The sequence below is a fragment of the Bacillus cereus group sp. BfR-BA-01355 genome, assembly GCF_022663675.1.
GTDB classification, from domain to species: domain Bacteria; phylum Bacillota; class Bacilli; order Bacillales; family Bacillaceae_G; genus Bacillus_A; species Bacillus_A thuringiensis_S.
In genome coordinates, this window is sequence record NZ_JAKUFY010000025.1 from 1 (window position 1) to 14,720 (window position 14,720).

Sequence of the window (14,720 nt, forward strand, 5' to 3'; positions counted from 1 at the left end):
CACTTATACCGAGCGATCTACCCATTTCTCGATAACTTTCATTTCCGTTCAAATAACGTAGAACGATTTGTATTTTTTCATCAGCTGTAAATTTAGCCATAGAAAAACTGCACCTCCAATTGTTAGACTGTGTCTAACAATTGGGGTGCAGTTCATTAATCCCTACTCTTTTTTACTTTTATTCGATATGATAAACATTCATTTAAAGAGGATCGCTCTTTATATTTCCCAGCTTCAAAATCATGCGCTCCTCCTGGGAAAATCCCAACTATACTTAAATGAGCCTCGGCACATAAATTACTAATCTCACCTACAGCATAGCAGCGTAAAGATTGTGTCACGATATCATTTGAAGAATCTATTTCCCACCAATGGTCTAGCATTCTTGCATTTTCACTATCATATTCATACTTTCGCATTGCAGAACCTATCGGCATTTCTTGTCCATTGGCCTTTTCCCAATATAACGGTTGATAAATATCAATAAGTGCACATCCATCATCCATCATCCAATTTTTAATTCGTTTTAATAGAATCAATTGTTCCTCATCTGTTCCTACACCAAATCCGTCTAAATAAATAACAACATCAAACTTTTCTTTAAAGTTAATTTTATAAAAATCGGCGCAATGAACCTCAATATCATTAGTAGCATGTTCTTTTGCAAACATAGCTAACTCCGGTACAAGCTCAACAGTAGTCATTTTTACATTCAAATTAGACATCGCCCTTGCAAATCCGCCATTTCCAGCTCCTAGTTCTAACATCGTCTGAATTGGATATCCAACTTGTTCTTGCACTTCTTTAGCAACTTCCTGTAACCAATTTTCATTATTTATATCATAGCTTATTAGTTCAAATTGTTTTTTATAAAATTCTTTTACATTTAATTCGTTCATTATTATTCTCCTCCTGCAAATTATTTTTCTGTTACAGGTGAGAAACTAAATTTCTAATGCCCATGAAAAATCCTCCTTTTGATTTCCCTATATTTACAATTCATCAAAATAATAAGAATTTTGAAAGTGAAAGTATAAAAAATAGATAATGGATTATTCCACTATCTACTCTTTAGCTACTTTTATTTTTCTTTTTGATACTCCACCCAGTCACCAGAATCAATAACTTTCAATATCATCTTTTTATCTTGAGCGATATACACATATGCTTCTATTTCCCTATCAGCAACATATACTGTTTGCGTGATTCGATCATATAAATCGGTCTCCGCATTACCTGTATATTCTTCTAGTTCATCTAACTTACACAATATCTCATAATTTACTACATAAACTTCTCCATACACCTTTTCTTCAATCGAATAAGTCATAGCCGGATATCCTTCATTCGTATCAAATAATTTTCCATATGTCCAAGCTCTGTCTGCAATGCACGTTGCACCTAACATATAATGAGCATTCGTTTGTCCTCTTCTTAACGTGCCATAAACGAAAACATGATACATAAAATCTTATCCCCTTTATATGTCTCTACTTTTTTATTTGTAAATAAGCACGAATCATAAAGTAACTCACTTCATTCGGAAGCTGTTCTTTAATAGATTTCAGACCACCCTCAGCATTTTGAACGGCAGTTTCAATAAGAGATTCATACTCTGCTGGAACAAAACTTTGCCACTCTACTTCCATTCCATCCTCGTAGCAGCGAATTAAATGGTTTTCGATTGTTTGTCTTGATAAGTTACGTTCTTTTGCAATCTCATTCAAATCAATACCTTGTTTATACATTTCATACGTTTCTAAATGAGAATTTGCGGACGCTTTTCCTGACTTTTTACGCTCTGCAACTACTTCTGTCTTAATCGTTTCAGCGTAATTTGGATTTTCCTCAATAAAATGCTGAACTGCTTGTAAGAAGTGCGAGCCATATTTCACAAGTTTGTGTTCTCCGATACCTTTTACCGTCAACAATTCGGAATCACTTTGCGGCATTTTCACGCACATATCTTTCAATGTTTGGTCAGAGAAAATAACGAACGGAGGTACACCTTCTCCTTGTGCAATTTCTTTACGTACCTCACGAAGCACTTCAAATAAAGGATGGTCTTGTACAATTTGTCTTGTCTCTACTCGTTCTTTTCGTAAAACATTCTCTTTACCAAGTAATACTTCTTTCCCTTTTTCTGTTACTTTTAACGTCGGATAAGTGCCATGTTCAACTGCAATTAACTCATCTGAAATTAAAAACTCAATAAACTCACTGACCTCTTTTACACTACGGTTCGATAAAAGCCCATACGTTGGTAAAGTATGAAAATTAAATTCAATAACTTTCTTATTTTTCGACCCCGTTAATACTTGCGCTATCATTTGCTTCCCAAAGCGTTGGTTCGTTCTAATCATGCATGATAAAACCATTTGTGATTCCCTTGTCACATCAATGCTCTCGCGATCGTCTGTACAATTACCACAGCGTCCACAATCTTCTTTCGGTTCTTCTCCAAAGTATTGCAAAATGAATGATTGTAAACATTGTTCTGTATGACAGTAATCGGTCATATTTTGCAATTTTTCAAGTTCATTTGAAAAACGTGATTCTCCAGTTGATTGATCAATTAAAAAACGCTGTACTTGTACATCTTGAGAAGAATATAACAATATACATGTACTATCTAATCCGTCACGACCAGCACGTCCTGCTTCTTGATAGTAACTTTCCATATTTTTTGGAAGCTGATAATGAATTACGTAACGAATATTCGATTTATCAATACCCATCCCGAATGCAGATGTTGCTACCATTACACTTACTTCATCTCGTAAAAAGAGTTCTTGTTGCTCATTTCGATCACTATCACTCATACCAGCATGATATTTTGATACAGAAACTCCAGCCTTCATTAAATCTTCATATAACTGATCGACTACTTTTCTAGTAGCTGCATATATAATCCCAGATTCCTTTTGATTTTGACGAATATAATCCGCCAAATATGCATTTCGATCTTGCCCTTTAATGACAGAAAACGATAAGTTCTCACGCTCAAACGTTGTCATAATTGTATTTTCTTGATTAATTTCAAGTGTGTTACAAATGTCCTCACGTACTTGCGGTGTTGCTGTTGCTGTTAATGCTAATACGAGCGGTTTTTCTGGAAGATAATCTAATATGCGATGTATATGTAAATAACTTGGACGGAAATCATGTCCCCACTGTGAAATACAGTGTGCTTCATCAATCGCAATCATAGGGATTTTCATATCGATAAGTTGGTCAACAAACTCCATCGAATCAAGACGCTCAGGCGCGACATAAAGTAATTTGTAATGTCCTTGTTTCGCTAATTGAATTCGCTGATTTGCTTCGGCAATAGAAATAGAACTATTAATATATGTAGCTGAAATGCCATTCTGTACCAATGTATCTACTTGATCCTTCATAAGTGATATTAAAGGCGATATAACCAACGTCGTTCCTTCAAATACTAATGCCGGAATTTGATAACAAATCGACTTACCGCCACCCGTTGGCATAATACATACTGTATCTTTCCCATCTAGTACATTTTTAATTGTTTCATCTTGTCCTCTTCGAAACGAAGAATAACCAAAGTAGGACGCTAAAAGTTCTTGTGCTTTAGTAAACAAAAAAGAGTCACCTGCTTTTCTTTATCTTTCATCTACTTCTATTATATCAATCACTTATGCGACTTGAAAGAGATGAATAGATGCTTATTATTTTTTCATTATTCTATGTTTCTCCACCTATTTAATATGAATTAGCATCCATGTTTTATATGTTTTACAACATTTATAACGTAAATCCAGTAAACATGAAGAAAGAGTTTCAATTTAAATATTCATTTTATTTCCCTTTCTTGAATACTACTAATCGTATACATATAAATTCAGGAGGTTTCTATATGAAACATCATAATATGAGTTCCATCACGGCAAAAAAGAAAACAACACAACTCCAATTCTCTAATAATGATGCGTGGAAATATGAATCATACTATAAGTACCAACCATTATTCTCTTATAAAAAGCTTTTTAATTTTCTTTCTCAACTTTTTAGATGTTAATATATGCGCAAAAAATATATCATTCGCAGAATTTTTCTCAATATTAAATGTATAGACTTACTACAATTCAGTTGTTACCATATATAATAATCTGTTGGATAAACCCCTTAAGTTGACCTGCTTATATTAGCAGGTCTTTTTCATGATTACTTACTTCTACACCTCAATCTCACTTCCAAGTCTTTTTTCCATTTTATAACCATATTTAAATCCCAACAATTAATGATAATCATAAATTGTTGGGATTTTAATTGTTCACATATAATTATGCAATTCTTCTTTCTCAATACACAAAACACATTTTACTTGTTACTATGAAAGTACTCCAGATGAGTTTTTGCTCATCGACATTATCTAGTTAATGGGGCCTGCCGCGGGAAGCAGGTCTCTTTGACTTTATTAAGGTCCCAATTTAATTTGGACACATTTACCAGGTTTTTTCAAAAGAATTTTATGATAACATTACGTAGTCGAGTCCGACATCTCGGCAATACCCTTTTGAGGGTCTGTAACTTCCCTTGCAGACCCTCTTTTACTTTATATTCAATTTATTCATATATACCACAAGATCATTCACCTAATTTCTCCAATTCAAATTCCCTAAAAATAATCTAGGACACGTAACTAAACATAAATCTATATCATACTTTGAGTTATACATGTTCAAAGGAGTGTTACTATTTATGTATTCTTATTGGCAATCGTATTACTCCCCCTACCATAACCCTTATGTAAACTATGATTTATCCGTACGTAACTACCGAATTAGTAAAAACGAGAATTTTTTAAAAGGGTATATGCGTTCTTTATGGGAACAACACGTCGCTTGGACGAGATTGGCTATTATAAGTATTGTATTTAATTTACCCGATGTTAACGTTACTGTTGGACGACTTCTACAAAACGCAACACATATGGGACTATCACTTGAACCATTTTACGGTGAAGATGCAGTAAAAAAATATAGTGCATTAATTAAGGATCACTTAGTCATTGCAGCAGATCTTGTTAAATCCGCAAAAACTGGTGATCAAAATGCAGCTGCCGCTATAGAGAAAAAATGGTACGCTAATGGTGATGAAATCGTTGAGTTTCTTAATAACATCAACCCATATATAGGAAAAGAAGAATTCCGAAAAATGTTTTATGAACATTTAGCACTAACGAAAGCAGAAGCACTTACCTTCCTAAATAAAGATTATGAAGCAGGAGTACAACTTTACGATAAAATTGAAAAAGAAGCATTAGAAATGGCCGACATGATAACAAACGCAATCGTAAAACAATTCCCACAAGTATTTCAATAAAGTGAAATGTTAATCAGAGTAGGTATTACTACTAAGTAATACTTGATAAAATAAGTCGATTCCCCAACATAAATCGGCTTATTTAACTTTCTCTCCATGATATTTCACCTCTCCTCTTTACATTTAGCTTATATCGATATATTTTATTAATATCCGTTTTTTATAGGAGGAAATAGTTTGATTAACGCGATTGGGCTCGTTTTTATACTTACAAATAAACACGAGAAAAAAAAGAAAGTTTACCTAAATGAAAAATTTGCACTAATAGATATTATTGATTCTAAAGAAGTATTTGATGATGAAGGGAATCCTTTAGTAGAACTAACATGTAAATACAGTATATATTTAGATGAAAAATATTACTGTAAATCTCTCGATGATTATACTGGACAAGTATTTCCTTTCTTAAGTGCAAAAATAGGAAAAGGTCTTCTAAGAAACTTAAACTACTACTTTTCTTACGTTGATGCCTATGATAAGAAACCACCAGTTAAAGAAATAAGACCGCTGATGAAACAAGTAACTAACAGATAGCGAAACATACAAAAAAGGAAAGCATCTAGCTCTGGATGTTTTCTTTTTTATTGAAAACTCATTCATTCTCATCCTCTTCTAAAAGTATGTATCCAAGCATATTTTAAATTAAAAACATTGGAGGATTAGACTGAATGAAATACTCAGAAACAATTATAAGTAAACGACTTCGAATGCTTAAAATGACGGGTATGTTTTTCATGCTAGTATTAATAGCATGGATTGGATATACAAAATTACTTTATGAAAACGGATTTCTTCAAGAAAAAAAGAATTCAGTAGAAGTAATGAATACTAGCATTACAGGAGAAATAGAGCAGCTTTTTCATATAAACTTGCAAGGTTATCGAAAAACAAACCTTGATGCTGTTATAGAAGCAAGTAAAACCGATCCAAGCGAACTATCCCTAATTGAACTGGTCAACAAATCCTGCTCGCGAGATTGCATAGGTGAGCCAGTAACATATGTAAACTCAAACAATGGATATATCTTTTATAAGGAATCTAATGGAACTAATGTAGCTATAACGGTTAAAAAGAAAGACACATGGGTAATTGTAAAGAAATCTGTTCAAGATGGAATATAACCACCCTAAAAAAGAGTACGTATCGTACTCTTTTTTATTATTAATACCCTTCATCTTCATCTCTACAATGGCATTTCGGTTTTGTTTTACAATGACATTTTTCACACTCACATTTCGGTTTCTCTTTGCAACAACATTCGTGAAAATCACTGCGTTTACATCTACATCTCCCAAACATTAAATTATCCCAAAATTTATTACAATTTCGGGAATGCCCACAATGACAAGTATTCCCCATGGATATGCTTCCTCCTTAATAGAATTCATCATATTCTATGTTTGAAAGTATACAAAGGCTTGTTTATTAGTCTATTTTCTCCATATTATAACTAGATTTAGAAGATTACATAAAAATAAAAAGCCGTCATATGACGGCTTTTTATTTAGCAAACTACTCTTTTGTATAAAAAAATTTAATTCCTTTCGTATCTAACCAAGCCGTTGCTTTGTCCAGTTCGTTCCCTTGACGATAATCTGTCTCGAAATACACAAGTCCTTGGTTATTTCCGGGAGATATTATTTTAGAAGTATATCCAAGCTTATCCATCATTTGAATCATGTCAGGAATTAAATTTACACCAAATTCATAAGTAACTATTTTGTTATATTTATTCACTATAATTCCAACCCCTTCTTGTTTCTTTATTGGCTCAACAGTTTGATTTATAAACCAAGCTAACGGTTTATTTCCAATTAGCTCATTTAAATCACATTTTCCGATACCAGCTACATTCCCTGTTTCTGTGTATTGCCAAATATCACATGGATACGCCGGTTTGTTACCACCATAACGAGGAATCCATACAAAATCAGAATTGACATTTGCCATTCCAAATGGAGCATACATATGATGAGCAATATATAAACCGACCTTCTTAGCTCCTAATCTACGTAATTCATCAATAAATGCTTGTGCACCCGCTCTCATATCATTCATTGTTTTTACTTCTACGTCAGCTACCCAAACTGTGGCATTTTTTTCACCACGGTTCCAAAAGTCTCTTGCTTCTATCCGTGCATCCTCTACTGAAACGAAACGACAGAACGCATAATTACCAAACGGAATATTTCTTACTTTCATTGCTTGTACATAATTATTATATAAAGGATCAACGTAAGTTGAACCATCTTGCACACGTGCAATTACGAAATCTAATTGTGGGGCTGCGATATCCCAGTTAATATTGCCATTCCATTTTGAAATATCTACAATGTAACCCATTATTCATCATCTCCTTTTTTATTATTATATTCAGAGATTGTATTTTTTGCTCTTATCCCTTAAACAATCAAGTCAGTTTTTTAATTAGCAGTAGAGATTTTGTATTCATTGATAATGATTTAAAATTTAACTTATGTATCGAAAAATAGAATATTATTATAGATTTAAAAGATGATTATTCAAAAAAACTAAAGTATATAATTAAAACCACCTTTTTGATAGGTGGTTTTAATTATATACATTGTCCATATTTGTGGTTACATAGTATATTATCGTGAGCCATTAAAATAATAAAAGCCAACTTGTATTTTTAACCCACTGATTAAAGTTTTACTTTATCTCACATACTCATAGTACCACTTACGCGCATCTAACCAAGCTGTAAATTTATCGATATTTCCAGCTGGATAGCCATTCGTTATAGCATAACCAATGCCATCTTTCTGAACGACAATTTGTCCATCAATACCCGCATCAACCATCGCTTGAGCCAAAGCTTGTAAATTACTAAATGCTACACCGCCAGTTTTTACTTTGAGCAAATCCACTGTACCTCCTCCAGTTTGTCCTGTAAGAGCAAACACAATAGAATTAGCGATTTTATCAACATTCCATTTTGCCATGTCAGATTCATTATCAATAAATCCTAATTCTATAAGAATAGCAGGTGCTTTCGTCCCATTTAATACCGCTAAATCTGTACGCTGTTTTGCACCTCGATCACGCCATCCAATATCTTTTGCTAGTTGAGCTGAGATTTTAGCCGCCAAGTCTTTCTGATCATAATACAGAACCTCAACACCCTGTCCATTTCCATCGCTTGCATTAAGATGAAAAGAAATAACTAAATCCACAGCATGGGAATTGCTTTTACGAATGATATTATTTAAATTTTGTGATTGAGTTGTCCCTACCTCGTCCGTATCGTCATAAACCGTGTGTCCTAAGGCTCTTAACTTAGCCGCCACGGCATCTTTAACTTGCCTATCCAGAACGTGTTCTTTCCGATTCCCGAAATTAGCACCTTGAACAATACTATTATGTCCTCCGTGCAAACTATATCTAGCCATTATTCATCAACATCTCCTTTCTTAATATTCTATTCAAAACTTGTCTTATTGCTATTCCCACTTACAATCTTAACTGTACCCATACACCCTACATTTTCTAAAATTGACGGTACGAACAAAAAAGCATCACCCTTTCGGCGATGCCTAAGCTCCCTAAATAAATAGAGTTTAAAATCACTGAAACTTCACCTATATTTCCTCCCCTTCCTTCACAGCTTCTATTAACCTCTGCAACATATACCCAATCCCTTTACACCCCTCTAGCGGATATGTAATCATTTCTTCTGGATATAACTTTGTCACTACTTTTTTATGCTTTTTTCCTGCTAGTAAGACGATTTCGTCAAACTGTAATAAACTTTTATCTACCATCTGTTTTTGTAATTGCTCTATACTTATTACCTCATCGCTTTTTGAATCAAATGCAAGATCATAGTTTTCTAATACAATATCATTTGGTCTTAAAAATCCATGTTTCGCTGATAATATAACCCAGTTTTCGAAAAACATAGTTGCGTACGCCTGACATGCTTTTCCGAACGGACTAATATATACATCTTTTGCTTCCATCGGTCCGTAGTTTGAATGCTTATCCCAAATTTTCTTTTTTCCACAAGGAATTATACATAGCCTTTTCATATATATTTCTACTCCCTTTACTTCTGTAAATAAAATTCGTTATTTTGTACATTTTTCTCTCGAAATACTATATAATAATTCCGAAAGCTAAAATTACACATTTTACCATATACGTACTATGGATCACTCTCATTGCAAATATTATAATACCATAAAAATTTTTGCTTTTTTCTTCAAAATATTAAATATAAATTTTAACATAAGGATGTATAGATATAATTAAAAAGGAGGTTCATAAAAATGAAAAATATTATCCCTGCACTATTAGTCTATTTTATCGTTTGCGTTATTTCCGTTATCATCCCAGCATCTGAAGGCTATAATTATGTCGGCTGGAAGTTATTTGTTGGGCAAGTGTATGCGATACCTATTTTCTTCATTACTGCGATAATCACATTTTATATAAACAAGAAAAAATCTTACGAATAAACGATTATAAGGATAGCTAACGCTATCCTTATTTTAATTCGTTAATCAAATCTAAAATAGCCCTTGCAGTACTTTGTATCCTTTCTTCCGAAAAGTCAAACGCAACACCTGTATTTATATATATTTCCTGTATAGGTAAATTCCAATCTGAACTCGCTCCCTCTTTAAAGAAAGCAATCGCTTGTTCCTGATTCTCTCGATAAATTTGAAACAATTGCATCGCTCCTATTTGCGCAATTGCATATTCAATTTTATAAAAAGGAAACTGAACAAAGTGAAATGACTCGAACCAATTTCATTCTCTACTCCTGCAATATCAACTGATGAATATTGATACCTTTTACATAGTTCAATATATTTCTCATCTCGCTCTTCTGGTGAATGGTTTGGATTTGTATAAAGCCAGTGCTGGAATACATCTCCTGAAACTGACGATATTAATAACGATAAAGTACGATATAATTGAGCTTGCTGTACTTCTTTATAATCATCCTCTTGCTTATAAAAAATATTAAGCTTATCCATTAATAGTAATTCAAGACTAAGGGAATAAAGTTCCGCCACCTCTTCACGAAGGTATCTTTCCTGCATACTACTTTCATTGTTAAATTGTTTATAAAAGTGAAATGCATGCCCCAATTCATGTATTAATGCATGAATCGCATAAAATGAAGAACTAAAATTAGAATAAACAAAAACGTCTTTACTATGAGATAAGGTAAAGCAAGCAGCTCCTGGTGCTTTATTTTTCCGTTCTTGTACGTCAATTAATCCCGCTTTCCTTTATACGAGTAAATTCCTCATGAAAACATGAATCTGTCTTCCGCAACATTTCTTCAATTCCATCCAATAAATCAATGTAATTTTCAAATGGATATTTTTGCAAATTACAAGGAGCAAGATCCCAGGGACGATACGTTTTTACATCAAGATTCTTTTTAAGAAAACTTCCTAACTGTTTCCAAATTGATACAACACACTTTTCTATCGACTCATGAAACTTAAAACAATCTTCAATACTGTAATCTCTATTTTTTTGTTTAAAGGCATACTCACTATAATTATTAAACCCTGCATTTAATTTTCTGTTTTTTAGAGATAAAAAAGGACAAGTAGCCAATCTGACTACTTGTCCTTGCTGTTTATGTGTACTCAATAAAATTAAGCTTGGAATGCTTCTGTTAATACTGGTACGATTTGTTTTTTACGAGATACAACACCTTTTAATGTAGCTGTGTTGTTTTCTAGTGATACGTTGTATGCTTTCTCAACAACGTTTGCTGCTTTACCGATCGCAAGACCGACAGAATCGTTAGTTAAGATATCAGTTACAACGAATAAGAATAGGTCTAAACCTTTTTCTTCTACTACTGCAGAAATTACTTTTTCAAGTTCCGCTTGGTGTACAAGAACGTCGTTTGTATCAACAGCGTTTACTTGTGCGATTTCAACTTTCGCATTACCCATTTGGAATTCTTTAGCGTCAAGAGAGATTAATTGCTCCATTGTTTTTCCGCTTAAGTCAGCACCAGCTTTTAACATTTCTAAGCCGTAGCTATCAGCATCTACACCAGCGATTTCCGCTAATTCACGAGCAGCTGCTACGTCTTGTTCTGTGCAAGTTGGAGATTTGAATAGTAAAGAATCTGAAATAATTGCAGATAACATTAAACCTGCAAATTCTTTACGAATTGTAACGCCATTTTCTTTGTACATTTTGTTTAAGATTGTAGCTGTACATCCAACTGGCTCACAACGATAGTATATAGGATCGCTTGTTTCAAAGTTAGCAATACGGTGATGGTCAATAACTTCTAACACACGAACTGATTCGATATCGTTAGCACTTTGTTGACGCTCGTTATGGTCAACTAAAATAACGTTGTCCACTTCGCTTGCTACTGTCTCAACAAAACGCGGTCCTTCTACTTTAAAATAGTCTAACGCAAATTGAGTTTCACCGCTGATTTCGCCTAAACGTACAGGCTCAGCATTCATTCCTAATTCTTTTTTCAATTCTGCATAAGCAATTGCAGAACAAATTGCATCTGTATCTGGGTTTTTATGCCCGAAAACTAGTACTTTTTCCATGTTTTCCACCTCTTCATGAAAAGGATATCTTAAAGAAGCAAATATGACAATATTTAAAGCATATTTTTTTATAAATAATTGCACTTTCTTCTATATTTTTCATCATTTTCATAAAAAAAATCATCTAAAATGAATTAGATGATCGAAATATATGTTTCAATTAAAATAGTGTAGGAGCTTGCACTACGTTGTTAAAAGCGAAATTTGAAGCTAAGCCATTATTCACAAGGTTTACATCTATAACTTGATAAAACGCATTTCCAGTGTCTGCAATTTCCCAAACAGCTAAAATAAGATGGTATCCACTACGATCAGTTGGTACATTTGCTTCATGCGTTACTGTTGTCCCTGGTCTAGCCCCACCGTCATTTTTCACATAGAATGGCACTAAATCTAAATCTGATCGCGTTAAAGGTTTATTTGGATTCCAGCCTTTTTTCGTAATATAATATTTCCACTCTTTCGTACTATGAGGAGCAGTTAGTTTCCACTTGAATGTATTCGTCCCGCCATTTAACGTAACTTTCTTCCACCTATCCACAGTTTGAACATCTAAAGCAGGAAAATGACCAGCCCCTGCAATTTGTCCATCAGAAGGTCCTAGTTGCGGAAATCCCCCTATCCCTTCTACACTTTGTGGTTCATATTGAATCGGTCCACAATTTACATTTACCCCTTGCTTACATAAATAAGATCGGCTCGCTGGTGATTCTACATAACCATGAGCTGAAGCCTTTTCTGAAAATCCAAATGTTAATAATCCCGTAAGTAATACGCCACCACTTAAAATAACTTTCTTCATCTTTTGTAAACTATTCTTTTTCATTCTTTCATCCCCTTCCGATAATAAAGCGAAAATAACTATAGTTGGCTAGTCATCTTCTCTACATTTATTATAAGACGAGAATCATTACTAAAAGAACCCTCTAAAAACTTTCTCAAATTCATTTAGTGCGTTAAATGGATTATATCAATAAATTTATTTAACACCGCCAGAAAAATATAGACGGTGTTAAAATAGTTTCTTATTATTCAGTATGATAACCTTTTAATCACAATTTATATGCATTTATAATAAAGAACCGTAGCATCTAACTTTCCATTCGGAGAAATTGCATATCCTGGTATTGTTCCAACTTCTTGGTAGTCTAATGATTTGTACAATTTATTGGATGGATCTCCTTCTCTAGTATCTAATACTAAAAGAGACCTGTTTTCTTGCTTCGCTCGTTCCTCTGCTTTTTGCATAAGCAATCGTCCAATACCGTTACGTCTAAAGTTTGGATGAGTCATTAATTTGCAAATCTCGGCTCTATGAATTCCGTTAGGCTTTGTAACTAATTGTAATTGAATACTCCCTGCTACTTCGTTGTTTATTTTAGCTACATACAATATCACTTCTGGCGCTATGACTGTTTGCCAATACTTTGTTGCGTCTTTTTGTTCCAGTGGAGGCAAAAAACCAATTGATGCCCCATCATTTACAACCGTTTTCAAAAGTTTCGAAAGTTCTTCCATATCATTTTCTAGTTGCTTAATTTCTTCAATTACTAAATTTCGCATTACTTTTCCCCCTTTTGTTTCATTGTAACAATTTTTAAAGAAGGAATAATGAAATAATAAGATGAATTTATATTAAGATATGATTTTTTGTGAAAGGATAACGATATGAAATATATATTAGATAGAACGTACGCAAAAGAACTACTCGAATGGGCATATGAACAAAACCCGGGCCCTTGGTTTGAACATTCACTACATGTTGCTCATGCAACTGAAAACATAATTATAGAACTTATAAAAAAAGGGTATGACCTAGATGCTGACATAGCATATAACGCTGCCCTTTTGCATGATATCGGAAGATACAAAGGTTTTACCAAATCGGTCATTCATTCCTATGATGGTTATATGTATATGAATGATTTAGGATATGCAGGAAACGCCATTATTTGTGTGACACACTCATTTCCCTGTAAAAATGAACATATAGATATCGCAGCGGAATGGCATCTCGTTCCTGACCATATGAAAAGCCGGTTGGTTGCAATATTGAATGAACATAGTAACTACGACTTATACAATAAAGTAATTACTCTTTGTGACGCTCTTGCTGACGCGGATGGCTTTACTACGCTGGAAAGAAGATTAATTTCCGTTGGTTTGCGTCATGGTACAACATCTCATACATCTTTACATTGGAAAGGGTTTTATGCAATTAAGAAAGAATTAGAAGCTTTAATCGGTAAGAGTATATACACAGTTCTTCCTGATGTAGAGAATTCGATTTATGAAGATATAGAATACTAAAGTGAATACAAATTTAATTTCACATAAAAAAACGTTTTAAACATAAAGTTTAAAACGTTTTTTTATTCAATGCTTTTGATTTTTCAGTTCTGTTAAACACTCTTGCACTAAAGTTACCGCTTGACTCATCGCAGCTCCGCCAGCAAATGCTGCTGAAACACCACATGCTTCCAGAATCTCTTTATCCGAACATCCTTGATCAAGACAACCTTTTGTATGATAAATTGTACAATACTCATCTTGCGTTGCTAAACTAATTCCTAATGCAATAAGTTGTTTTTCTCTTTTTGTTAAAGCACCCTCTTGAAAACAAGCTTGCGTAAACGCATTATATGTCTCAGCGATTTCAGGAATTTGATTTGTAAAACTACCTATACCTTCTTTATAATGATGTAGAATATCATTTATCGAACTATGTTGCTCATGTTCCATCTTATTCCCTCCAGTCATATTATCCATACCTATTGTAGTATGCGATGAAATGGA

16 protein-coding genes and 1 pseudogene are annotated in these 14,720 nt (G+C 33.6%); 5 read left to right on the forward strand and 12 right to left on the reverse strand.

Going from position 1 to position 14,720, the window contains the following annotated elements:
• From MR167_RS10975 to recQ, 4 genes are all read right to left on the reverse strand, one after another.
• Window positions 1-100: IS3 family transposase (locus MR167_RS10975; RefSeq protein ID WP_002162695.1), on the reverse strand; the 100-nt coding region annotated here is incomplete at its 3' end.
• Window positions 101-155: 55 nt separating this feature from the next.
• Window positions 156-899, reverse strand: a complete 744-nt coding sequence (locus MR167_RS10980) for a class I SAM-dependent methyltransferase (RefSeq protein ID WP_001004294.1) — start codon at window positions 897-899, stop codon at window positions 156-158.
• 182 nt (window positions 900-1,081) lie between these two features.
• Window positions 1,082-1,465, reverse strand: a complete 384-nt coding sequence (locus MR167_RS10985; protein ID WP_106082117.1) for a gamma-glutamylcyclotransferase family protein — start codon at window positions 1,463-1,465, stop codon at window positions 1,082-1,084.
• A 25-nt stretch (window positions 1,466-1,490) separates the two neighbouring features.
• Window positions 1,491-3,608, reverse strand: coding sequence for a DNA helicase RecQ (recQ, locus tag MR167_RS10990; protein WP_106082118.1), 2,118 nt, complete (start codon window positions 3,606-3,608; stop codon window positions 1,491-1,493).
• A gap of 1,120 nt (window positions 3,609-4,728) precedes the next feature.
• On the opposite strand from recQ, the gene MR167_RS10995 reads away from it, so the two are divergent.
• The 3 genes from MR167_RS10995 to MR167_RS11005 all read left to right on the forward strand — a co-directional run bounded on the left by MR167_RS10995 (window position 4,729) and on the right by MR167_RS11005 (window position 6,473).
• The gene (locus tag MR167_RS10995) at window positions 4,729-5,352 is read left to right on the forward strand and encodes an acetylglutamate kinase (protein WP_242314615.1); all 624 of its coding nucleotides are present in this window, start codon (window positions 4,729-4,731) and stop codon (window positions 5,350-5,352) included.
• A gap of 177 nt (window positions 5,353-5,529) precedes the next feature.
• Complete coding sequence (locus MR167_RS11000; protein WP_000606231.1) at window positions 5,530-5,886, forward strand: hypothetical protein; 357 nt, start codon at window positions 5,530-5,532, stop codon at window positions 5,884-5,886.
• 134 nt (window positions 5,887-6,020) lie between these two features.
• Complete coding sequence (locus MR167_RS11005) at window positions 6,021-6,473, forward strand: hypothetical protein (protein WP_000877576.1); 453 nt, start codon at window positions 6,021-6,023, stop codon at window positions 6,471-6,473.
• Window positions 6,474-6,864: 391 nt separating this feature from the next.
• On the opposite strand, the gene MR167_RS11010 is transcribed toward MR167_RS11005, so the two are convergent.
• The 3 genes from MR167_RS11010 to MR167_RS11020 form a co-directional block, all read right to left on the reverse strand.
• The gene (locus tag MR167_RS11010; RefSeq protein WP_242314617.1) at window positions 6,865-7,695 is read right to left on the reverse strand and encodes a GH25 family lysozyme; all 831 of its coding nucleotides are present in this window, start codon (window positions 7,693-7,695) and stop codon (window positions 6,865-6,867) included.
• Window positions 7,696-8,030: 335 nt separating this feature from the next.
• Window positions 8,031-8,765 carry an N-acetylmuramoyl-L-alanine amidase gene (locus MR167_RS11015; protein ID WP_000135285.1) on the reverse strand — a complete coding sequence of 245 codons (735 nt, stop codon included), beginning with the start codon at window positions 8,763-8,765 and terminating at the stop codon, window positions 8,031-8,033.
• Between the two features lie 189 nt (window positions 8,766-8,954).
• A complete protein-coding gene (locus tag MR167_RS11020) occupies window positions 8,955-9,404 on the reverse strand; it encodes a DUF6884 domain-containing protein (RefSeq protein WP_000824880.1) in 450 nt (149 codons plus the stop codon).
• Between the two features lie 240 nt (window positions 9,405-9,644).
• Here MR167_RS11020 and MR167_RS11025 point away from each other — a divergent pair, with 240 nt between their 5' ends.
• Window positions 9,645-9,833: a DUF4017 family protein gene (locus tag MR167_RS11025; RefSeq protein WP_000789485.1), complete on the forward strand. Its 189-nt coding sequence runs from the start codon at window positions 9,645-9,647 to the stop codon at window positions 9,831-9,833.
• Between the two features lie 28 nt (window positions 9,834-9,861).
• On the opposite strand, the pseudogene MR167_RS11030 reads toward MR167_RS11025, so the two are convergent.
• The 4 genes and pseudogenes from MR167_RS11030 to MR167_RS11045 form a co-directional block, all read right to left on the reverse strand.
• A pseudogene (locus tag MR167_RS11030) lies at window positions 9,862-10,923 on the reverse strand (M3 family metallopeptidase); the annotation flags it as partial.
• Between the two features lie 71 nt (window positions 10,924-10,994).
• A complete protein-coding gene (ppaC, locus tag MR167_RS11035; protein WP_242314619.1) occupies window positions 10,995-11,924 on the reverse strand; it encodes a manganese-dependent inorganic pyrophosphatase in 930 nt (309 codons plus the stop codon).
• A 160-nt stretch (window positions 11,925-12,084) separates the two neighbouring features.
• Window positions 12,085-12,750: a lytic polysaccharide monooxygenase gene (locus MR167_RS11040; RefSeq protein WP_000742282.1), complete on the reverse strand. Its 666-nt coding sequence runs from the start codon at window positions 12,748-12,750 to the stop codon at window positions 12,085-12,087.
• Between the two features lie 233 nt (window positions 12,751-12,983).
• Window positions 12,984-13,487, reverse strand: coding sequence for a GNAT family N-acetyltransferase (locus MR167_RS11045; RefSeq protein ID WP_001245261.1), 504 nt, complete (start codon window positions 13,485-13,487; stop codon window positions 12,984-12,986).
• Window positions 13,488-13,592: 105 nt separating this feature from the next.
• Here MR167_RS11045 and MR167_RS11050 point away from each other — a divergent pair, with 105 nt between their 5' ends.
• The gene (locus MR167_RS11050; protein WP_000874108.1) at window positions 13,593-14,234 is read left to right on the forward strand and encodes an HD domain-containing protein; all 642 of its coding nucleotides are present in this window, start codon (window positions 13,593-13,595) and stop codon (window positions 14,232-14,234) included.
• A 66-nt stretch (window positions 14,235-14,300) separates the two neighbouring features.
• Here MR167_RS11050 and MR167_RS11055 read toward each other — a convergent pair whose 3' ends face one another.
• Window positions 14,301-14,693: a carboxymuconolactone decarboxylase family protein gene (locus MR167_RS11055; RefSeq protein WP_001999958.1), complete on the reverse strand. Its 393-nt coding sequence runs from the start codon at window positions 14,691-14,693 to the stop codon at window positions 14,301-14,303.
• Between the last annotated feature and the right edge of the window lie 27 nt (window positions 14,694-14,720).